Consider the following 20407-nt stretch of genomic DNA (forward strand, 5'->3'; position numbering starts at 1 on the left):
CCAAGCCGGCATGTCGCTGAGGATCCGCCGATGAGCCACGCCATGTTGCAGAACGCCAGCCCGCACTGGCTCCCGCGTCAGCGAAAGGGCGCGCTCGATCACATCCCAGGCAATTACGGCCTGCCATTCGTCGGCAACACCTTCAAGTTGCTCGCCGATCCGATCGCGTTCTCGGAAGACATGGCGGCGCGGTACGGCCCGGTGTATCGCAATCGTGCGCTTGGTGGCACCGGCGTGAACCTGCTCGGGCCCGACGCGAACGAACTGGTGCTGTTCGATCGCGACAAGATCTTCTCGTCCGAACAGGGCTGGGGGCCGGTGCTCAACCTGCTGTTCCCGCGCGGCCTGATGCTGATGGATTTCGACAAGCATCGCGCCGACCGGAAGACGTTGTCGGTCGCGTTCAAACCCGAGCCGATGCGGCATTATGCGACCGAACTCGATGCGGGAATCGAGGCCGCGATCGGTGGCTGGGCCGGGCAGACGTTGCGCTTCTACGACGTGGTGAAGACGCTCACGCTCGATCTCGCTGCGACCAGCTTCCTCGGCGTGCCGCTCGGTGCGGAGGCGGATCGGATCAACCAGGCGTTCGTCGACGAGGTGCAGGCGAGCGTGTCGCCGATCCGCAAACCCTGGCCCGGCACGCAGATGCGCAAGGGCGTGAAGGCGCGCGCGTATCTGGTCGACTTTTTCGAGCGGGAGATTCCTGCGCGGCGGACCGGTGAGGGCCAGGACTTCTTCTCGCAATTCTGCCGTGCGACCGATGACGACGGCGCGCCGCTGACCGCGCTGGCGATCGCCGATCACATGAACTTCCTGATGATGGCGGCGCACGACACGATCACGTCCTCCGCGACCAGCCTCGTGATGCTGCTCGCACGCAATCCGGACTGGCAGGAGCGGCTGCGCGAGGAAGTCGCCGCGCTGGATACGGCGCTGCCGCTGACCGAGCAGCTCGATCGCCTGATCCTCACCGAATACGCGTTCAAGGAATCGCTGCGGATGATGCCGCCGGTCCCGTCGATCCCGCGCCGCGCGCTGAAGGACTTCAGTTTCGGCGGGTTCGACATTCCGGCTGGGACGAGCGTCGGGACGGCGATCACCTATACGCACCGGATGGCCGAATACTGGCCCGATCCCGAGCGGTTCGACCCGCTGCGCTTCACGCCCGAGGCGTCGAAGGGCCGCCACCGGTTCGCGTGGGTGCCGTTCGGGGGCGGCGCGCATATGTGCATCGGCTTGCACTTCGCGACGATGCAGATGCGGCTGCTGATCGCGCATCTGCTGACGCGCTACCGGATCGAGGCGGCGGCGGGCAGCGGCGATGCGTGGCAGGTCTTCCCGATCCCGCGCCCGAAGGATGGTTTGCCGGTGACGTTCGTACCGCTTGCCACCCCGTAATAGTGTGTCATCTTCGCGCGGTTCATTCGAAGGAGCCGTTCGTTGCGCTTGACCCTTGCCCTCCTCCTGCTCGCGGCAACGCCGGCCTTTGCCCAGCAACAGCCGGCCGCGCCCACGCCTGACGGCCCGACGCGCAGCTTCACCGGCAGCGACCTGTTCGGGCTGACGATCGCGGCTGATCCGCAGATCAGCCCGGACGGCAAGACGATCGTCTATGTCCGCCGCACCGGCGACGTGATGACCGACAAGATGCAGTCGTCGCTGTGGTTGATCGACGTCGCGAGCGGTCGCCAGACGCCGTTCGCGACCGACGGCAGCAGCCCACGCTGGTCGCCCGATGGTGCGCGGATCGCCTATGCCGCGCGCGACGGCGAGGGATCACAGCTGTTCGTCCGTTGGATCGGCGGTGCGCAGAGCGCGCGCGTGACCAGTTTCCCCGGCGATCCGCAGGCGCTCGCCTGGTCGCCGGACGGGACGAAACTCGCCTATATCGCGACCGTAGCGGGCGAGGGAACCAAGCTCGGTACGCAACCGCCCAAGCCCGAGGGCGCGAAATGGGCCGAGCCGCTGACGATCATCGACCGGGTCAACTATCGCAACGACGGGCCGGGCTATGTCAAGCCGGGATACGATCACCTCTTCGTGGTCGGTGCCGATGGCGGCGCCGCGAGGCAACTGACATACGGCAAGTTCGACGACGGCGGTCCGCTGTCGTGGACGCCCGATGGCCGCAGCATCGTGTTCGCTGCGATCCGCGGACCAGCCGCCGACCGGCAGGTGATGAACTCCGACGTGATCGCGGTCGATGCGGGCAGCGGCACGATGCGAACGCTGACGACGCGCGACGGCCCCGATGCCCAGCCGCGCGTGTCGCCGGACGGCAGCAAGATCGCCTGGCTTGGCTTCGACGACAAGCGCCGCAGCTATGAGAACACGCAACTCTATGTCGGCGACCGCGACGCCGCCTCGCCCCGCTCGCTGACCGCAACGCTCGACCGCGCGATCGAGGACGCAGTGTGGTCCGCCGATGGCCGCAGCCTGTATGCAAGCTACGACGATCACGGCCAGCGCCGCGTCGCACGCGTCGGTGTCGATGGCCGCGTCACGCCGCTGATCGACAATGTCGCGGGCGGCGGGCTCGACCGGCCCTATACCGGCGGCGAGTTCTCGGTCTCGAAGGGCGGGACGATCGCCTATACCGGCGGGGATGCGAGCGCGCCCGCCGATGTCTGGGTGCTGGCGGGCGGCAAGCCGCGACGCCTGACGACGCTCAACGCGGTGCTGACCGGATCGAAGGCGCTGGCGCCGGTGCGGAAGATCGCTGTGACCGCACCCGATGGTCGGCCGATCGACGCTTGGCTCGCCACCCCGCCGGGCCGTGTCGCAGGCCAGCGCGTGCCGCTGATCCTCGAAATTCATGGCGGGCCCAACGCCGCCTATGGCCCCGGTTTCGCGACCGACATGCAGCTGTACGCCGCCGCCGGCTACGCGGTGCTTTGGACCAACCCGCGCGGTTCGACCTCCTACGGCGCCGAGTTCGCCAACCTGATCGACAAGACCTATCCCGCTGCCGATTACGACGACCTGATCGCCTCGGTCGACGCGGCGATCGCGGAGGGCACGGCCGATCCCGACAATCTGTTCGTGACTGGCGGTTCGGGCGGCGGGCTGCTGACCGCGTGGATCGTCGGCAAGACCGACCGGTTCAAGGCCGCCGCAACACAAAAGCCGGTAATCAACTGGATCAGCGAGGCGCTGACGATGGACAACACGCTGTTCACCTCGCGCTACTGGTTCACCAAGCTGCCGTGGGAGGATCCGATGAGCTATTGGAACCGATCGCCGCTGAGCCTGGTCGGCAACGTCAAGACGCCGACATTGGTGGTGGTCGGCGGAGACGATTACCGGACGCCGGTCAGCGAGTCCGAGCAATATTATGCGGCACTCCAGATCCGCGGCGTCCCCACCGCGCTGGTAAAAGTGCCAGGCGCGAGCCACGGTGGCCTCGCCGCTCGCCCATCGCAATCCGCGGCGAAGGCGTCGGCGATCATCGCCTGGTTCGATCGATACCGGAAGCCGCCCACAGCAACGGCAGCAACACAGGGAGCAGCACGATGACGATACGGTACATGATGCTCGCCGGCGTTGCGCTGGTCTCGACGGCGGCGGTCGCGCAGGTCCAGCCCCCGCGCGTTGCGAAGAAGCAGTTCCAGGTGACGTCGCCCAACGGCGCGCGCGAGGACGATTATTACTGGCTGCGCGATGACACGCGGAAGAACCCGGAGATGCTCGCCTATCTCGCCGCGGAGAACGCCTATGCCGATGCGCAACTCGCGTCGCTGAAGCCGCTCCAGGCCAAGCTGTACGAAGAGACCGTCTCGCACATCAGGCAGGACGACAGCTCGGTGCCGTATGCCAAGAACGGCTATTATTACGGCTCGCGGTTCCAGACCGGGGCGGATTACCCGATCCTCGAACGGCGCAAGGGTAGCCGCACCGCGCCCGCCGAAACGCTGTTCGACGAACCGGCGATGGCGAAGGGCCACAGTTTCTTCGCGCTGAGTGACTGGGCAGTGAGCCCCGATAACCGCCGCGTTGCCTGGGCCGAAGACACCGTCGGCCGTCGCCAGTATGTCCTCAAGGTGAAGGACCTCGCGACCGGCGCAACGATCGCCGACATGCTCTCGAACATAGAGCCGAACGTCGTCTGGGCGGATGACAACAAGACGTTGTTGTACGTCGAGAAGGACCCGGTCACGCTGCGAGGCTACCGTGTGAAGGCGCACGTCCTTGGCACCCCCGTTGCGAGCGATCGGCTACTGTACGAGGAGAAGGACGACACCTTTTCGATCGACGTCTCGCGCACCTCCGATGATAAGTTCGTCTGCATCGGCGTGAGCAGCACGGTCAGTGATGAGCAGCGCTGCGCCCCCGCCGCCGCCCCAACGAATTTCACGATCGTCGCGCCGCGCGCGCGCGAGTTCCGCTACAGGTCGGATCATATCGGCAACCGCTGGATCGTCCGCACCAACAAGGACGCGAAGAACTACAAGCTCGTCACCGTCGCCGACGCCGATCTGGCCAAGGGCACGGCGGCGTGGCGCGACCTGACTCCCGCCAGCGACACCGTCTTCATCGAGAGCTTCAAGCCGTTCGACGGGTTCGTCGCGATCGACCAGCGCGAGGGCGGCAACCGGATGATCCGCGTGCTGAACGATGCGGGCAAGTCGACCGCGGTCACCGCCGACGAACCTGCCTATCGCATGGCGCTCGAGGTGAATGAAGAGACGGCGACGCCTTGGGTTCGCTACACCTACGGCTCGCTCGTCACCCCGACGACCACCTACGAGGTCAATGCGAAGACCGGCGAGCGGCGCGTGCTGAAGGTCGCGCCGGTGCCGGGTTACGATCCCGCAAAATACGTCACCGAACGCGTCTGGGCGCCAGCGCGAGACGGCACGCGGATCCCCGTGTCGCTCGTCTACGCCAAGGGAACTAAGCGAGACGGCACCGCGCCGCTCTTCCAATACGCCTATGGCAGCTACGGAATCTCAAGCGATCCGGGCGTCGACCCCGGTCGCATCGGCCTGCTCGATCGCGGCGTGATCTACGCGATCGCGCATATCCGCGGCGGGCAGGAGATGGGCCGCGGCTGGTATGACGACGGGCATCTGCTCAACAAGAAGAACAGCTTCACCGACTTCATCGACGTCACCCGCTATCTCGTCGCGCAGAAATACGCGGCGAAGGACCGCGTGGCGGCGATGGGCGGCAGCGCCGGCGGGCTGCTGATGGGCGGCGTCGCGAACATGGCACCGGCGGACTACAAGCTGATCATCGCGCAGGTGCCGTTCGTCGACGTGGTGACGACGATGCTCGACGCGTCGATCCCGCTGACGACGTTCGAATATGACGAATGGGGCAACCCCGCGCAGAAGGCGTCGTACGATTACATGCTGAGCTATTCGCCGTACGACAACGTCAAGGCGAAGGCGTATCCGGCGCTGTATGTCGGCACCGGGCTATGGGACAGCCAGGTCCAATATTACGAGCCGACCAAGTGGGTCGCCAAGCTCCGCGAGATGAAGACCGACACCAACCCGCTGCTGTTCCGGGTGAACATGGAGGCGGGGCATGGCGGCAAGTCGGGGCGGTTCGAGCGCTACCGCCAGAATTCCGAGTGGCAGGCGTTCATGCTGCAACAACTTGGGCTGGCTAAATAGCGGCCCGGTACTCGGAGCGGTGCCGGATCGAAACGAGAAGGTGCGCGGATGCTGGTTCGGATTTTCATGGGCGCGAGCTGGGCTGCGGCGGATCGGCAGGAGGATTACGAATTCGATGCGCTACCGGCGGTCGGTCACAAGCTCGCGATGCCGTATGACGATGGTTGGGAAGTTGCGACGGTGCGCGACATCGTTCACCGGCTGACTGATCCGGAGACGGCGGCGGATATCGCGATATTGGTGTCGGTGCCGGTCGCGAGCGGGAATGCGGCGGATGCGCTGCCGCTGGCCGGGCTGGATGGCGTTTCCGGGAAGACGCCGGGTGTGTCGGTGCCCAAGACGGCGAGCCCTTGGGGGCAGTAACGAGGGCTGGGTGCTAGACCATCGATCCTCCCCCGCAAGGGGGAGGTGGCACCGAAGGTGACGGAGGGGGCGGAACACGCAACCTCGGCGACCCTATCCTCCCCCTCCGTCTGGCAAGTGCCAGCCACCTCCCCCTGGCGGGGGAGGATTGTGCCTCAGGCGCCGGCTTCGGTGAGGGAGTCCAACTGGTCCTTGGTAAGTTCCAGTGTCATCGCGGGCAGCAGGTCCTCGATCTGCTTCACGCTGGTGGCGCTGGCGATCGGCGCCGTCACGCCGGGCTGCGCGATCAGCCAGGCAAGTGCGACCTGCGCGTGCGTCGCACCAGTGGCTTCAACGACCGCGTCCATCGCGTCGAGCACGGCCTTGCCCTTGCCTTCGAGCAATTCGCCCATCCGGCCGCCGCGAACACTCTGGCCGAGATCGTCCTTGGTGCGGTATTTGCCGGTCAGGAAGCCGGAGGCGAGACCGTAATAGGGCAGCACCCCGATATTCTCGGTGACGCAGTAATCCTGCAATTCGCCCTCGAACTTGGTCCGGCTGACGAGGTTATATTCGGGCTGGAGCACATGGTAGCGCGGCAGATCCGACGTCTTCGCAGCCTCGACAGCGGACTTGAGGCGGGCGGCGTGGAAGTTCGATGCGCCGATCACGCGGACTTTCCCCGCATCGACCAGCTTACCGAACGCTTCGAGGACGGCGTCCTGCGTCTGAGAGTCGTCGTCCTGGTGTGCGTAATACAGATCGATGCGATCGGTGCCGAGGCGCTTGAGCGAGGCGTCGGCTGCCGCGGCGATACGCGCGGGGGCAAGCTTCTCGCCGCCTTCGCCGGGCAGCATGCCGACCTTGGTCGCGATCAGCACGTCGTCGCGCTTGCCGCTGGCCTTCAGCCATTCGCCGATCATGCTCTCGGATTCGCCGCCCTTGTGGCCGTCGACCCACGCCGAATACACGTCGGCGGTGTCGATCATCGTGCCGCCGCCGGCGACGAACGCGTCGAGCACCGCAAAGCTCGCGGCGCGGTCGGCGGTCCAGCCGAACACGTTGCCGCCGAGGACGAGGGGGGCGATCTTCAGATCGGTCGAGCCGAGGCGGCGAAGGGTCATCGAGTCTGATCGCTTTGATTTGAGGATGTTTCGGTGTCTTCAGGATCGGCAGCGACCGCGTTAAGGTCGACGCTGTTGGCATCGAGCATCGCGGCGGCTTCGTTCAACTGATGCGCTTCGTCGGCGGTGACGGCGCCGGGATCGCTGGCGGGTGAGCAGGCTGCCAGCAACGCAGGAAACAGGACCGCCGCCAAACCCAGTCCGTCATACCAGCGAACGCTGGTATCTTTCCGCTCGAGTCGCTGGGACCCGAAGCGGGAGATCCCAGCTTTCGCTGGGATGACGGGGATAGTAGGCGGGCGGCGGTCCATGCAGAGATCAGTCCTTGATCGCGTTGCCGGCGCGGGTCAGCGCGTTGCCGGTGGCGTCGGCGGCGCGGTCGGCACCGTTGCTGATCGAGGCGCCTGCGCGGTCTGCGCCGGCTTCGATGCGGTCACCGGCGCGATCGGCCTTCACATCGAGATTGTCGGTGGCGTTGTCGAGCTTCGCACCGGCGTTGTCGAGCGAGCGCTCGGCCGAACCCAGCGCGCGGTCGCTGGCGGCGCTGACGTCGTCTACGGCATTGGCGGTGGTGGCGCTGGCGTCTGCAGCGATCGCGTTGGCGGCCTGTGCGGTCTGGTCCTGCGCGTTGTTGCTGCAAGCGGCGAGACCGGCGGTGAGCGCCAGGGCGGGGATCAGGAACTTCTTCATTAGGTATCTACTCCCGTGGATGTCGTCTTGTGAACCGGGTAATGCCCAGCCCATAGCGCAATCGAACGCGGATAAAGCGTTTCCGATCCGTCACGATCGGCCGCGATGCGATAAGTCGCGGGCGGATATGGCAATGTCGAAGAGCCGCACGCCTGCGTTGACCTCATATAAAGAATTCTTTATATGTCATGGCATGACGATGGCGCTCGAAATCTTCCGTGCTTTGGCGGACGCGACCCGGTTGCGGATTCTCGCGCTGTTGCGGCGGATGGAGCTGTCGGTCGGCGAGCTCGCGCAGGTGCTCGGGCAGAGCCAGCCACGCGTCTCACGCCATGTGAAGATCCTGTGCGATGCCGGCCTTGCCGAGCGTCGCAAGGAAGGCAGTTGGGTGTTCGTCGCGCTCGGGTCTGCGGACGTGGTCGAGCCGGTTGCGGGCGCGCTCGATGTCTGGGCGAAGGCCGAGCCCGACCACTGGGCGGTCGCAGATGCGGCGCGGCTTGCGGCGGTGCGTGCGGACCGGGCAGCGAGTGCTGCGGCGTGGTTCGAAGGGCATGCCGACGAGTGGGACGCGATCCGGTCGCTGCATGTCGCCGACAGCGAGGTCGAGGCGGCTATGGCGGCGGTGTTGGGCGACGCGCCGGTCGGCACGCTGATCGATATCGGTACGGGCACCGGTCGGATGCTCGAGCTGTTCGGCGGACGCGCGACGGTCGCGCTCGGGATCGATCGCAGCTCGGAGATGCTGCGGCTCGCGCGGGCCAAGCTGCACGACATGACGCATGCCGAACTGCGCCAGGCGGACCTGTACGCGCTGCCGATGGCGGATGCCGCGGCGGACGTCGCGATCCTGCATCACGTGCTCCACTTCGCGCAGCAGCCCGGTGCGGCGGTGAGCGAAGCAGCGCGGGTGCTCGCGCCCGGCGGTCGGTTGCTGATCGCCGACTTCGCGAGCCACGACCGCGAGGAACTGCGGTTGCGCGATGCGCACACGCGTCTCGGGTTCGCGGACGAGCAGATGGCGGCGTGGTTCGAGGCGGCAGGCTTGCAGACGGCGCGCGTCGAGACGCTCGAGGGCGGTGAGTTGACGGTGAAATTATGGCTCGGTCGAAAGATCGGCGCGAGCTTGCGTGAGGTGAAGGCGGCATGACGAACATTTCGATCCCCCAACTGGCCGAAGCGCGCCGCGCGCTCGAAGAACCGCTGTTCGCGGATCTGGCGGGTGATGTCGGTATCAGCTTCGAATTCTTCCCTCCGAAGAGCGAGAAAATGGAAACGCAGCTCTGGGAGGCGATCCGCACGCTAGAGCCGCTTGGCCCCGATTTCGTATCGGTCACCTACGGCGCTGGCGGCTCCACGCGCGAGCGCACGCATGCGACGGTCGCGCGGATCCAGCGCGAGACGTCGATGAACGCCGCCGCGCATCTGACTTGCGTCGAGGCGACCAAGGCCGAGATCGATCAGGTCGCCGAGGAATATTGGGCGGCGGGCGTGCGGCACATCGTCGCGCTACGCGGCGACATGCCGACGCTCGGCCAGCCGTATCAGGCGCATCCCGGCGGTTATGAGAATGCGGCGGCTTTGGTCGCTGGCTTGCGGAAACTGCACCCGTTCGAGATTTCGGTCGCGGCGTATCCCGAATGCCATCCGGAATCGGGCGGGCATGATGCGGATATCGACAATCTGAAGCGCAAGATCGATGCCGGTGCGACCCGCGCGATCACGCAGTTCTTCTTTTCGCCCGAGGCGTATTTCCGGTTTCGCGATCGGGTCGCGGCGGCGGGGATCACCGCGCAGATCCTGCCGGGGATCCTGCCAGTGTCGAACGTCGCGCAGACGCGGAAGTTCGCGGGGCTGTGCGGTGCGGAGATCCCTGCGTGGATGGACCGGTTGTTCGAAGGGCTCGACGATCATCCTTCCGCGCGGCAGCTGGTCGCGGCGACGATCGCGGCGGAAATGTGCCGGCGCTTGTATGCGGGCGGCGTGAAGGATTTCCACTTCTACACGCTAAACCGCGCGGAACTGGCCTACGCGATCTGCCACATGCTGGGTGTGCGCGCGAAGCCCGCGACAAAGGTCGCCGCGGCGTAATTCCCCTCCCGCCTGCGGGAGGGGTTTGGGGGAGGGGCTGGCCCGATCCGACCGTCTCGTTTGCGGCACTTCCCTCCCCCGACCCCTCCCGCCAGCGGGAGGGGAGGAGATTGACGATGACACCACGTGAACGTTTCAACGCGGAAGCCGCCAAGCGCATCCTGATCACCGATGGCGCGTTCGGTACCGAGATCCAGAACTGGAAGCTCGACGAGGCGGCCTATGCTGGGTCGCTCGGCCTGAGCCACGACCAGAAGGGCAACAACGACATCCTGGCGATCACCAAGCCGGACGTCCCCGAAACGATCACGCGCGAATATCTGGAGGCGGGGTCGGACATCGTTTCGACCAACACGTTCAGCGCGAACGTCATCTCGCAGGCCGATTACGGCGCCGAGCATCTGGTGCGCGAGATCAACGTCGAATCCGCGCGTATCGCCCGTGCGCTCGCAACCGAGTACGAGGCGAAGGACGGCCGCCCGCGCTTCGTCGCCGGCGCGATCGGGCCGACCAACAAGACGCTGTCGCTGTCGCCCGACGTCAACGATCCCGGCTTTCGCGAGATCGACTTCGATTATCTCAAGGGCGTCTACCGCGAGCAGATCGATGCGCTGCTCGAAGGCGGCGAGGGGGTCGGCGTCGACTTCATCCTGATCGAGACGGTGTTCGACACGCTCAACGCCAAGGCAGGCATCATGGCGGCGATCGAGGCGGGCGATGCGCTCGGGCGCGACGTGCCGATCATGATGTCGATGACGCTGACGGATCTGTCTGGGCGCAACCTTTCGGGGCATACGGTCGAGGCGTTCTGGCATGCGGTGCGGCACGCCAAGCCGATCACGATCGGCCTGAACTGCTCGTTCGGTGCGGAGCAGCTTCGCCCGCACGTCAAGACGCTGAGCGCGATCGCGGACACGCTGATCATGGTCTATCCGAACGCGGGGCTCCCGAACGAACTCGGCGAATATGACGAGCAGCCGGAGACGACGGCGGGGCTGGTTGGCGAGTGGGCGGTGGCGAAACAGGTCAACGTGCTCGGCGGCTGCTGTGGCTCGACGCCGGCGCATATCAAGGCGATGGCCGACGGCGTGCGCGGGCTCGAACCGCGTGCGGTGGCGCGGCCTGAAGTGCGGACGAAGCTCGCCGGCCTAGAGCCGTTCACGATGGCGGCGTAACTTCTTTCCCCTCCCGCAAGCGGGAGGGGGCAGGGGGTGGGCTCGCGCTCTCCTCCAACGATTAGGCCCGCGGATGGCGGGCGCCCACCCCCCGACCCCCTCCCGCTTGCGGGAGGGGGGGAAGAACAAGTCAGATGACAACCTCCTCCTCCACCTCCTTCGTCAACATCGGCGAGCGCACCAACGTCACCGGCTCGGCGCGCTTCAAGAAGCTGATCATGGCGGGCGACTACCCCGCCGCGGTCGAGGTCGCGCGCCAGCAGGTCGAGAGCGGCGCGCAGGTGCTTGACGTCAACATGGACGAGGGGCTGCTCGACGCGCACCACGCGATGACGACGTTCCTGAAGCTGATCGCCGCCGAACCCGACATCGCGCGCATCCCGTTCATGGTCGACAGCTCGAAATGGAGCGTGATCGAGGCCGGGCTGAAGTGCGTCAGCGGCAAGCCGATCGTCAATTCGATCAGCATGAAGGAGGGGGAAGAGCAGTTCCTCGCCCAGGCGCGCAAGTGCATGGCGTACGGTGCGGCCGTCGTCGTGATGGCGTTCGACGAGGTCGGGCAGGCGGACACCAAGGAGCGCAAGGTCGAGATCTGCGAGCGCGCGTACAAGCTGCTCGTCGGGATCGGCTTCCCGCCCGAGGACATCATCTTCGATCCCAACGTCTTCGCGGTCGCGACGGGGATCGAGGAGCACAACAACTACGGCGTCGACTTCATCGAGGCGTGCAAGGAGATCAAGGCGCGCTGCCCGCACGTCCACATCTCGGGCGGGCTGTCGAACTTCAGCTTCTCGTTCCGCGGCAACGAGCCCGTGCGCCGCGCGATGCACAGCGTGTTCCTGTACTATGCGATCCCCGCGGGCATGGACATGGCGATCGTCAACGCCGGCCAGCTCGACATCTATGACGACATCGATCCCGAGCTGCGCAAGGCGGTCGAGGACGTCGTGCTCAACACCGATCCCGAGGCCGGCGACCGGCTGGTCGCGCTCGCCGAACGCTACCGCGGCACAGACGTGGTCGCCGAGAAGGCGGCGGCGGAATGGCGCTCACTGGGTGTGAACAAGCGGCTCGAATATGCGCTGGTCAAGGGTATCGACCTTCACGTCGTCGAGGATACCGAGGAGGCGCGGCAGATCATCGCCGATGCCGGCGGACGGCCGATCGAGGTCATCGAAGGCCCGCTGATGGACGGCATGAACGTGGTCGGCGACCTGTTCGGGTCGGGCAAGATGTTCCTGCCGCAGGTCGTCAAGTCGGCGCGCGTGATGAAGAAGGCTGTCGCGCATCTGTTGCCGTATATCGAGGCGGCCAAGGAGCCCGGCGCGCGCGGCAAGGGCAAGATCATCATGGCGACCGTCAAGGGCGACGTGCACGATATCGGCAAGAACATCGTCGGCGTGGTGCTCCAGTGCAACGGCTTCGACGTGGTCGATCTCGGCGTGATGGTGCCGTGGTCGAAGATCCTCGAGGCCGCGAACGAGAACGATGCGGACATGATTGGGCTGTCGGGGCTGATCACGCCGAGCCTCGACGAGATGGTCACGGTCGCCGAGGAGATGAAGCGCGCGGGGATGACGATGCCACTACTTATTGGCGGTGCGACGACGTCGAAGGTCCACACCGCGCTGCGGATCGCGCCGGCGTATGATGGTCCGGTGGTGCATGTGCTCGATGCGAGCCGCGCCGTGGGTGTGGCGTCGACGCTCGTCAGCGACACAATCCGCGATGAGTTCGTGACGAAGACCGCGGACGAATATGAGGCGGTGCGCATTTCTCGCGCGAACAAGGGGCAGAGCGAGCTGCTGCCCTTGGCGACCGCGCGGGAGCGTGGGTTCGTCGCGGACTTTTCGCTGAAGCCTGCTGCGCCAGCGAAGCCCGGCGTGCATGTCTTCGCGGACTGGGATCTGTCGGATCTGCGCGACTATATCGACTGGACGCCGTTCTTCCGCGCATGGGAACTGGCCGGGAATTTCCCGGCGATCCTGACCGACGAGGTGGTCGGCGAGAGCGCGAGTTCGCTGTACGCGGATGCGCAGGCGATGCTCGATACGATCGTCGCGGAGAAGTGGCTGACCCCGCGCGGCGTCGCAGGGCTGTGGCCGGCACGCCGCGAGGGCGATGACGTGGTCGTCACTGCTTCCCCCCTCCCGCAAGCGGGAGGGGCCGGGGGTGGGCACGCGCTCACCTCCCCCGGCACGCCCGAGGATGGCGCGAGCCCACCCCCCAACCCCCTCCCGCAAGCGGGCGGGGGGGAAGACGTAAGGCTCCCCATGCTGCGCCAGCAGATCGCCAAGCGCGAAGGCCGCGCCAACATGTGCCTCGCCGATTTCGTCGACACGCAGGACGACTGGTTCGGCGGCTTCGCGGTCGGCATCCACGGGATCGACGATCACATCGCCCGCTTCAGGGCGGACAACGACGATTACAACGACATCTTGCTGAAGGCGCTCGCCGACCGTTTTGCCGAGGCGTTCGCCGAACGCCTCCACAAGCACGTCCGCACCGATCTCTGGGGCTATGCCCCCGACGAACAGCTCACCAACGAAGCGATGATCAAGGAACAGTATCGCGGCATCCGCCCCGCACCCGGCTATCCCGCCTGCCCGGATCACAGCCTCAAGCCGATCCTGTTCGACCTGCTCGACGCCCCGACCGCGACCGGGCTCGAACTGACCGAGAGCTTCGCGATGTTCCCGACCGCCGCCGTCTCCGGCTTCTATTTCGGCCACCCGCAGGCCGAGTATTTCGGCGTCGCCCGCGTCGGCCGCGACCAGCTCGAAGACTATGCCGCACGCCGTGGCGCGGACCTCAAGACCGCCGAACGCTGGCTTCGTCCTAACCTCGACTAAGGTCCGGGCTCGCGCGCGGAACAACCGCCGCGAGCCCGCGCTTATTATGGGTCGACATGCGGAGACCCGATGACCGTTCCCCAGTATCTCTCGATCGCCACGCTGTTCGGGATGATGGCGCTCTTCATCTGGGGCAGGTTCCGCTACGACGTCACCGCGATCCTCGCGTTGCTCGCCAGCATCGCGCTGGGCATTGTCAGCCCGAAGGACGCGTTCAAGGGCTTCTCCGACGACATCGTCATCATCGTCGGCTCGGCGCTGGTGATCTCGGCGGCGGTGCAGCGCTCGGCGATTATCGAGCGCGCGCTCGCCAAGTTCGCCAGCCGCGTGACCCGCGTCCGCTCGCAACTGCTGCTGCTGACCGCCTCGGTCGGGTTCGCCTCCGCGCTGGTCAAGAACATCGGCGCGCTCGCGATGCTGATGCCCGCCGCGTTCCAGATGGCGAAGAAGAACGACACCTCGCCCTCGGTCTTCCTGATGCCGATGGCGTCCGCGTCGCTGCTCGGCGGGCTCATCACGCTGGTCGGGACATCGCCCAACATCATCGTCAGCCGCGTCCGCGAACAAATGACCGGGCATCCGTTCGGGATGTTCGACTACGCCCCGGTCGGGCTCGGCCTGACGCTGATGGGGCTGATCTATCTGCGGTTCGCCTACCGGCTGTTACCCCGCGATCGCCGTGCCGCGCCGACGATGGGCGAGGCGCTCGACATCAAAGGCTATGTGACCGAGGCGATGATCCCCGAGGCCTCGCCCGCGGTCGACGAGACGGTCGATGCATTTCTCGACCGCCACGACCGCGAGGTGACGATCACCCGCATCCTGCGCGCCGGGATGCGCAGCGCGCCGCACGAGCACACGCATCTACGCGCCGGCGACACGCTGATCCTCGGCGGCGATCCCGACGCGCTCGAACGCGTGATCGCGCGCGACCGGTTGAAGCTGGAAGGCGAGGACCGGGAGAAGGCGGACGAGGACGACGACGACGAGGTCGGCGTGATCGAGGCGGTGATCGGGCTCGGCTCGGCGCTGGTCGGCAAGACCGCGGCGCGGCTCGCGTTGCAGGCGCGCTACGGCGTGAACCTGATCGCGATCTCAAGGCAGGGCGAGCATCTCTCGCGGCGCCTCGCCAATACCGAATTGCGCGCCGGCGACGTGTTGGTGCTGCAGGGGCCGCTTGAGCAACTGCCGAGCAAACTGCGTGATCTCGGCTGTCTGCCGTTGGCGCAGCGCGAGATGCGGCTTGGCGTGTCGAAGCGGAGCTGGTTGCCGATCGCCATCCTCGCGGTGGCGATGAGTGCGACCGCGCTGGGGTTCGTGCCGGTGGCGGTCGCGTTCTTCGCCGCGGCGGGGCTGATCATAGCGACCGGCGTGTTGCCGGTGCGCGAGGCGTATGATCATGTCGAATGGCCGATCCTGATCATGCTCGGCGCGCTGATACCGGTCAGCGACTCGTTGCGCACGACCGGCGCGTCGGAGGTGATCGCGACCTGGCTGTCGTCGACCGCGGCGACCTTGCCGCCCTGGGGCGCGGTCGCGCTGATCCTGGCCGCGGCGATGGCGGTGACGCCGTTCCTCAACAATGCCGCGACCGTGCTGGTGATGGCGCCGATCGCCGCGACGTTCGCGGGCGATCTCGGGTTCCGGCCCGAGGCGTTCTTGATGGCGACGGCGGTCGGGGCGGGGTGCGATTTCCTGACCCCGATCGGACACCAGTGCAACACGTTGGTAATGGGGCCGGGCGGGTACAGGTTCGGCGATTACGCGCGGCTGGGCGCACCGCTGTCGTTGCTGGTGCTACTGATCGGCACGCCGCTGATCGTCGCGGTATGGCCGATGCATTGAACGGGACCTAGCGATCCTCCCCCGCCAGGGGGAGGTGGCTGGCCCTTGCCAGACGGAGGGGGAGGAAAGGGAGAACTGCTGTTCCGTATCCTCCCCCTCCGTCGCCTACGGCGCCACCTCCCCCTGGCGGGGGAGGATTGAAAGGGATTAAGCGCCTGCTTCGGCCGGTTTGCCCTCGCGAACATCACCCGGCAGGCCGGTGATCGTCTTCACTTCCATGAAGTCCGTCAGCCCATAACGCCCGTTCTCACGACCGTTGCCCGATTGCTTGTAGCCACCGAACGGCGCGCCGATGTCCGGGCTCCATGAGTTGATCGTCACCAGCCCAGCGCGCAACTTCGGAGCCACCTTTGCCGCCGCGGCCGGATCACCCGAGATCGTCGCGGACAGCCCATACTCGGTGGCGTTGGCGATGCGGATGCCTTCGTCCTGATCGCTGTACGCGGTAATCGTAGCGACCGGTCCGAACGTCTCCTCCTGCGCGATCCGCATGTCGGGGCGGACATCGGTGAACAGGGTTGGCTGGATATAGAAACCGGCATTGCGCCCGTCCGGCCGACCTACGCCGCCGGTCACCAGCGTCGCGCCTTCGTCGATCGCCGACTGGATCAGCCCCTGGATCTTATCAAACTGCGCCTTGTTGACGACCGGGCCGATATGCTGGCCCATCTCGGCGGGATCGCCGACCTTGGTCTGCTCCATCATCGACTTCACGATCGCGGTCGCCTCCGCGACCTGGCTAGCATGCACGAGCAGCCGCGTCGGCGCGATACAGCTCTGGCCCGAATTGGCGAGCACGCCGGCCACTGTCGGCGGTAGCACCGCGGCGAGATCGGACCCTTCCAGCACGAGGTTCGCCGCCTTGCCGCCAAGTTCCTGATGCACGCGCTTCACCGTAGGTGCCGCAGCCAAAGCAACCGCGATGCCGGCGCGCGTCGAGCCCGTAAAGCTCACCATGTCGACGTCGCGGTGCGCGCACAGCGCCGCGCCGACACCCGGCCCGTCGCCGTTGACGAGGTTGAACACCCCCGCCGGCACGCCCGCCGCGTCCATGATCTCCGCTAGGATCACCGCGCACGACGGCGCCTCCTCGGAAGGCTTCAGGATCATCGTGTCGCCCGCGGCCAGCGCCGGCGCGACCTTCGCGCAGATCTGGTTGAGGGGCCAGTTCCACGGCGTGATCATCGCGACGACGCCGAGCGGCTCGTGCACGACGGTCGCCTTGCCGATGACTTCGGAGAATTCGAACGCCGCCAGCGCCTTCGCGGTCGCCGAGAAGTGCGCGAGCCCGGTGGGTGCCTGCGCCATCGACGCGAGCGCCATCGGTGCGCCCATTTCCTGCGACATCGCCTTCGCCAGATCGGGCATCCGCGCCTTGTATTCGGTCATGATCCGGCCAAGCACATCGAGCCGTTCCTGCACGCTCGTCTGGCTCCAGCTTTCGAACGCGGACCGAGCCGCAGCCACGGCTTTGTCGACGTCGGCGGCGGTGCCCAGCGTGATCTCGGTGCAGGGCTGTTCCGTCGACGGGTCGATCACCTGATACATGGTGCCGCCCTCGCTCTCGACCCACGCGCCATCGATATACTGCTTCAAATAGCTTTTCATCGTGCCTCTCCGCATCTTGTCTCGCCAAGGAATGGGCTCGGCGGAGATCGGTTGCAACCCGAAACGCATGCCGTAGGTTGACCGGGAAATTCATCAGGAGGCCGGCATGGCGAGAGTGGCATTCATCGAGCAGACCGGCGGTCCAGAGGTCATCCAGTGGCACGACGTGACGCTGCCGCCGCCGGGCAAGGGCGAGGTCTGGATGCGCAACACCGCGGTCGGGCTGAACTATATCGACACATATCACCGCAGCGGCGTGTACCCGGTCGACCTGCCCTCGGGGCTCGGCAGCGAGGCTGCGGGCGTGGTGATGGCGGTCGGCGAGGGCGTCACCGACTTCGCGCCCGGCGACCGTGTCGGCACCTTTGGCCCGTCGCGCGGCGCGTATGCGACCGAGCGCAACGTGCCGGCGAACCAACTGTTCAAACTGCCCGACACGCTCGACGACCGCACCGCCGCGGCGATCCTGCTCAAAGGTACTACCGCCGAATTCCTGGTCGAGCGTTGCGCCAAGGTGCAGGCAGGCCAGACCGTCCTCGTCCACGCGGCCGCGGGCGGCGTCGGCCATATCCTGGTCAGCTGGCTGAAGGCGATCGGCGCGACCGTCATCGCCAGCGTCGGCAGCGAGGACAAGGCCGCGCGGACGCGGAAAGCGGGCGCCGATCATGTCATCCTCCACAAGTCCGAGGACATCGCCGCGCGGGTGCGCGAGATCACCGACGGCAAGGGCGTTCCCGTCGTTCTCGACGGTGTCGGCGGTGCAACTTGGAACGCCTCGCTCGACTGCGCAGCGAAACGTGGCCTGATCGTCAGCTACGGCAATGCTGGCGGTGTGGTCGACGGTGTCAATATCGGGGTTCTTGCGCGGAAAGGGTCGCTGTTCGTCACCCGGCCGACGCTGTTCGATTATTATGTAACGCCCGAGGAAAGGCACGCCGGCATCGCTCGCCTGTTCGCGATGCTCGACAGCGGCGCGGTCACGCCCGAGATCGGCCAGACCTTCGCGCTCGAAGACGTGGCCGATGCGCATCGCGCGGTCGAGAGCGGGCGTACCTGGGGGAGCACGCTGTTGCTGCCGTAGGGCCTGTGATCGACTGGCTGATTGAGCGATAGCGAGACGGTGACCGATACGTTAACTGCCGCCTAACGCATTGTACGTACGTCGAACATATGGTTCGTTCTTACAATTCCGCGGTGGCGATCTGCATCGCCGCACAGGGGATCGCAGTCGTCATCGGCTTCGCCGTACTGATGGCCTGGCCGCCGCGGCATGGCGAATATCTGCTCGTACCGGTCGGCGCGAAAGCGGCCGCAAGCCTGTTGCCGACCGCGGTCGCGGGCCATGCCCTCCTGATCGGTGCGGGGCCGTTGCCGAACAGCTACATCGTCAGGGGCGATCGTGCGCAATTGGCGAGGCTGATGATGGCGCACGGCGTGGTGCTGCTCGGCGCGTCGGGCGCAGCCTGCGGCGAGACGGCGGTCGCGGCATGAACCCCACCGATCTCCAGATCTTCCGCGCGCGCGGCATCGCCATCGTCGCGATCGCGGGCTGGGTCTGTACGCTCTGGCTTGGCGTGATGGGCTTGTGGCTCGATGCCGACGGGCTCGTGCCGGTGCTGGTCGTCGCGGTGCTGGTCAATCTCGCGCCGACGCTGATGGCGTTGCGGCGGCGTCATGACCCGGTTGCGCGGCTGGTCTCCGGCACGCCCGCCGCGGTGTATCCGGCGCTCGGCGTGTATCTGCTGCAGGGGCATGCCTGGCAGATGGATGCGCACATGTATTTCTTCGTCGCGCTCGCCGCCCTGGTGGTGCTGTGCGACTGGCGGCCGATCGCGCTCGCCGCGGGCCTGATCGCGGTCCATCATCTGGTGCTGGAGACGGCGGCGCCGGGCTGGGTATTCACCGGTTCGGGCAATATCGGCCGCGTCGTCATTCATGCCGCCGCGGTCGGGTTACAGCTTGCGGTGCTGGGCTATGTGACCGCCCGTCTGCGCAGCCTGATGATCCGCCAGGAGACCGCGCGCTGCGAGAGCGAGACGCTCGCGAATGAGGCGATCGACAGCCGCAACCGGATGGAGGAGGCGATCACCGGGATGCGCGCGGCCGAGGCACGCGAGGCGCGCGAACGCCAGCGTCGGTTGGAGATCGAGCGCGAACTCGCCGCGCAGCGTGCCGCCGAGATGCTGGCGTTGGCGGAGGCGTTCCAGGCGTCGGTGGCCGATATCGTCGACTCGGTCGGGTCGGCGTCGACTCGGCTCGATGGGTCGGCGCGTGCGCTGAACGAGCTCGCGCAGGTCGCCACCCGCCAGACCGAAGCGAGCGCCGCCGCGGCTACGCAGTCGTCGGAGAGCGCGGGGCGGTTGTCGGCACAGATCCATGCGCTGACCCAGTCAGTGACGTCGATCGCAAGCGTGGCCGAACAGCAGGTCCAGCTCGGGACCGAGGCGCGTACCGCATCGACGCTCAGCCACACGGCGATGATCGCGCTCGTCGAACGGACGCAGACGATCGGCAGCTTTGCCAACTCCATTCAACAGATTGCCGCCAAGACCAACCTGCTCGCGCTGAACGCGACGATCGAGGCGGCGCGCGCGGGCGATGCCGGCAACGGGTTCAAGGTAGTCGCGAGCGAGGTCAAGCAGCTGGCCGGGCAGGCGACCGGCGCATCGAGCGAGATCCGTGCGCTGGCTGGCTCCGCGGAGCAGGGGGCGGGGGTCGCCAACGATGCGCTCGGCCGGATCGCGACGATGATCGGCCACCTCGCGACCGCCGCGGACACGATCCAGGCGGAGGTGCGGCATCACCACCAGACCGCGGCGTCGATCGAGCGCACCGCTGACAGCACCGCGGCGGGGATCGACAGCATGGCGGACGAGTTGCTTGGGATCGCGCGGGTCGCAGGCGAGACCGCGGGGCTGTCCGACATGGTCGCCCGCGCCGCGACCGGGCTGCTCGATACCGCGCGCCAGCTCCGCGCGGCGACCGATCGCTTCGTGATCCAGCTCAAGGCCGCGTAGCGCCCGGTTTGCCTGGCGGGGCGAAAGCGCGGTAGGGCGGGG

The 20407-nt window shown here is 66.7% G+C and carries 16 protein-coding genes; 12 read left to right on the forward strand and 4 right to left on the reverse strand.

What is annotated here, in order from left to right; all coding sequences use genetic code 11:
- The first annotated feature begins 30 nt into the window (after positions 1-30).
- From C8J40_RS14340 to C8J40_RS14355, 4 genes are read left to right on the forward strand one after another with little or no spacing between them, the layout of a single operon-like run.
- On the forward strand, positions 31-1401 hold the full coding sequence (locus C8J40_RS14340; RefSeq protein WP_132897605.1) for a cytochrome P450: 1371 nt from the start codon (positions 31-33) through the stop codon (positions 1399-1401).
- A gap of 42 nt (positions 1402-1443) precedes the next feature.
- Positions 1444-3519, forward strand: coding sequence for a S9 family peptidase (locus C8J40_RS14345; RefSeq protein WP_132897606.1), 2076 nt, complete (start codon positions 1444-1446; stop codon positions 3517-3519).
- A complete protein-coding gene (locus C8J40_RS14350) occupies positions 3516-5624 on the forward strand; it encodes a S9 family peptidase (protein ID WP_207901238.1) in 2109 nt (702 codons plus the stop codon). The genes C8J40_RS14345 and C8J40_RS14350 overlap by 4 nt, the downstream gene beginning before the upstream one ends.
- Positions 5625-5672: 48 nt before the next feature.
- The gene (locus C8J40_RS14355) at positions 5673-5987 is read left to right on the forward strand and encodes a hypothetical protein (protein ID WP_132897607.1); all 315 of its coding nucleotides are present in this window, start codon (positions 5673-5675) and stop codon (positions 5985-5987) included.
- 155 nt (positions 5988-6142) lie between these two features.
- On the opposite strand, the gene C8J40_RS14360 is transcribed toward C8J40_RS14355, so the two are convergent.
- The 3 genes from C8J40_RS14360 to C8J40_RS14370 are packed head-to-tail and all read right to left on the reverse strand — an operon-like array spanning position 6143 to position 7780.
- A complete protein-coding gene (locus tag C8J40_RS14360; RefSeq protein ID WP_132897608.1) occupies positions 6143-7090 on the reverse strand; it encodes an aldo/keto reductase in 948 nt (315 codons plus the stop codon).
- Positions 7087-7401 carry a hypothetical protein gene (locus C8J40_RS20780; protein WP_243693402.1) on the reverse strand — a complete coding sequence of 105 codons (315 nt, stop codon included), beginning with the start codon at positions 7399-7401 and terminating at the stop codon, positions 7087-7089. The genes C8J40_RS14360 and C8J40_RS20780 overlap by 4 nt, the downstream gene beginning before the upstream one ends.
- 7 nt (positions 7402-7408) lie before the next feature.
- A complete protein-coding gene (locus C8J40_RS14370) occupies positions 7409-7780 on the reverse strand; it encodes a hypothetical protein (protein WP_132739398.1) in 372 nt (123 codons plus the stop codon).
- Between the two features lie 193 nt (positions 7781-7973).
- Here C8J40_RS14370 and C8J40_RS14375 point away from each other — a divergent pair, with 193 nt between their 5' ends.
- From C8J40_RS14375 to C8J40_RS14395, 5 genes are all read left to right on the forward strand, one after another.
- Positions 7974-8927 (forward strand): metalloregulator ArsR/SmtB family transcription factor, encoded by a 954-nt coding sequence (locus C8J40_RS14375; RefSeq protein ID WP_060526994.1) that lies wholly within the window; start codon positions 7974-7976, stop codon positions 8925-8927.
- Positions 8924-9868 carry a methylenetetrahydrofolate reductase gene (metF, locus tag C8J40_RS14380; RefSeq protein WP_132897609.1) on the forward strand — a complete coding sequence of 315 codons (945 nt, stop codon included), beginning with the start codon at positions 8924-8926 and terminating at the stop codon, positions 9866-9868. Before C8J40_RS14375 ends, metF begins: the two co-directional genes overlap by 4 nt.
- A 116-nt stretch (positions 9869-9984) precedes the next feature.
- A complete protein-coding gene (locus C8J40_RS14385) occupies positions 9985-11043 on the forward strand; it encodes a homocysteine S-methyltransferase family protein (RefSeq protein WP_107955208.1) in 1059 nt (352 codons plus the stop codon).
- A 134-nt stretch (positions 11044-11177) separates the two neighbouring features.
- The gene (gene metH / locus C8J40_RS14390; RefSeq protein WP_132897610.1) at positions 11178-13895 is read left to right on the forward strand and encodes a methionine synthase; all 2718 of its coding nucleotides are present in this window, start codon (positions 11178-11180) and stop codon (positions 13893-13895) included.
- 69 nt (positions 13896-13964) lie between these two features.
- Complete coding sequence (locus C8J40_RS14395; protein WP_132897611.1) at positions 13965-15740, forward strand: SLC13 family permease; 1776 nt, start codon at positions 13965-13967, stop codon at positions 15738-15740.
- Positions 15741-15887: 147 nt separating this feature from the next.
- Here the strand turns inward: C8J40_RS14395 and C8J40_RS14400 are convergent, their stop codons facing one another.
- Positions 15888-17348, reverse strand: a complete 1461-nt coding sequence (locus C8J40_RS14400; RefSeq protein ID WP_132897612.1) for an aldehyde dehydrogenase family protein — start codon at positions 17346-17348, stop codon at positions 15888-15890.
- 106 nt (positions 17349-17454) lie between these two features.
- On the opposite strand from C8J40_RS14400, the gene C8J40_RS14405 reads away from it, so the two are divergent.
- The 3 genes from C8J40_RS14405 to C8J40_RS14415 all read left to right on the forward strand — a co-directional run bounded on the left by C8J40_RS14405 (position 17455) and on the right by C8J40_RS14415 (position 20365).
- The gene (locus tag C8J40_RS14405) at positions 17455-18429 is read left to right on the forward strand and encodes a quinone oxidoreductase (RefSeq protein WP_132897613.1); all 975 of its coding nucleotides are present in this window, start codon (positions 17455-17457) and stop codon (positions 18427-18429) included.
- 89 nt (positions 18430-18518) lie between these two features.
- Positions 18519-18839 carry a hypothetical protein gene (locus tag C8J40_RS14410; protein ID WP_132897614.1) on the forward strand — a complete coding sequence of 107 codons (321 nt, stop codon included), beginning with the start codon at positions 18519-18521 and terminating at the stop codon, positions 18837-18839.
- Positions 18836-20365 carry a methyl-accepting chemotaxis protein gene (locus C8J40_RS14415; RefSeq protein ID WP_132897615.1) on the forward strand — a complete coding sequence of 510 codons (1530 nt, stop codon included), beginning with the start codon at positions 18836-18838 and terminating at the stop codon, positions 20363-20365. The genes C8J40_RS14410 and C8J40_RS14415 overlap by 4 nt, the downstream gene beginning before the upstream one ends.
- Positions 20366-20407: the final 42 nt, after the last annotated feature.

It is taken from the genome of Sphingomonas sp. PP-CC-3A-396 (assembly GCF_004343105.1).
Taxonomy (GTDB): domain Bacteria; phylum Pseudomonadota; class Alphaproteobacteria; order Sphingomonadales; family Sphingomonadaceae; genus Sphingomonas.

Coding starts and splice junctions, on each gene's coding strand:
- C8J40_RS14405 (WP_132897613.1), top strand. CDS start 17,455: ATGGCGAGAGTGGCATTCATCGAGCAGACCGGCGGTCCAGAGGTCATC.
- C8J40_RS14350 (WP_207901238.1), top strand. CDS start 3,516: ATGACGATACGGTACATGATGCTCGCCGGCGTTGCGCTGGTCTCGACG.
- C8J40_RS20780 (WP_243693402.1), bottom strand. CDS start 7,401: ATGGACCGCCGCCCGCCTACTATCCCCGTCATCCCAGCGAAAGCTGGG.
- C8J40_RS14415 (WP_132897615.1), top strand. CDS start 18,836: ATGAACCCCACCGATCTCCAGATCTTCCGCGCGCGCGGCATCGCCATC.
- C8J40_RS14355 (WP_132897607.1), top strand. CDS start 5,673: ATGCTGGTTCGGATTTTCATGGGCGCGAGCTGGGCTGCGGCGGATCGG.
- C8J40_RS14360 (WP_132897608.1), bottom strand. CDS start 7,090: ATGACCCTTCGCCGCCTCGGCTCGACCGATCTGAAGATCGCCCCCCTC.
- metH (WP_132897610.1), top strand. CDS start 11,178: ATGACAACCTCCTCCTCCACCTCCTTCGTCAACATCGGCGAGCGCACC.
- C8J40_RS14395 (WP_132897611.1), top strand. CDS start 13,965: ATGACCGTTCCCCAGTATCTCTCGATCGCCACGCTGTTCGGGATGATG.
- C8J40_RS14400 (WP_132897612.1), bottom strand. CDS start 17,348: ATGAAAAGCTATTTGAAGCAGTATATCGATGGCGCGTGGGTCGAGAGC.
- metF (WP_132897609.1), top strand. CDS start 8,924: ATGACGAACATTTCGATCCCCCAACTGGCCGAAGCGCGCCGCGCGCTC.
- C8J40_RS14385 (WP_107955208.1), top strand. CDS start 9,985: ATGACACCACGTGAACGTTTCAACGCGGAAGCCGCCAAGCGCATCCTG.
- C8J40_RS14370 (WP_132739398.1), bottom strand. CDS start 7,780: ATGAAGAAGTTCCTGATCCCCGCCCTGGCGCTCACCGCCGGTCTCGCC.
- C8J40_RS14375 (WP_060526994.1), top strand. CDS start 7,974: ATGACGATGGCGCTCGAAATCTTCCGTGCTTTGGCGGACGCGACCCGG.
- C8J40_RS14410 (WP_132897614.1), top strand. CDS start 18,519: ATGGTTCGTTCTTACAATTCCGCGGTGGCGATCTGCATCGCCGCACAG.
- C8J40_RS14340 (WP_132897605.1), top strand. CDS start 31: ATGAGCCACGCCATGTTGCAGAACGCCAGCCCGCACTGGCTCCCGCGT.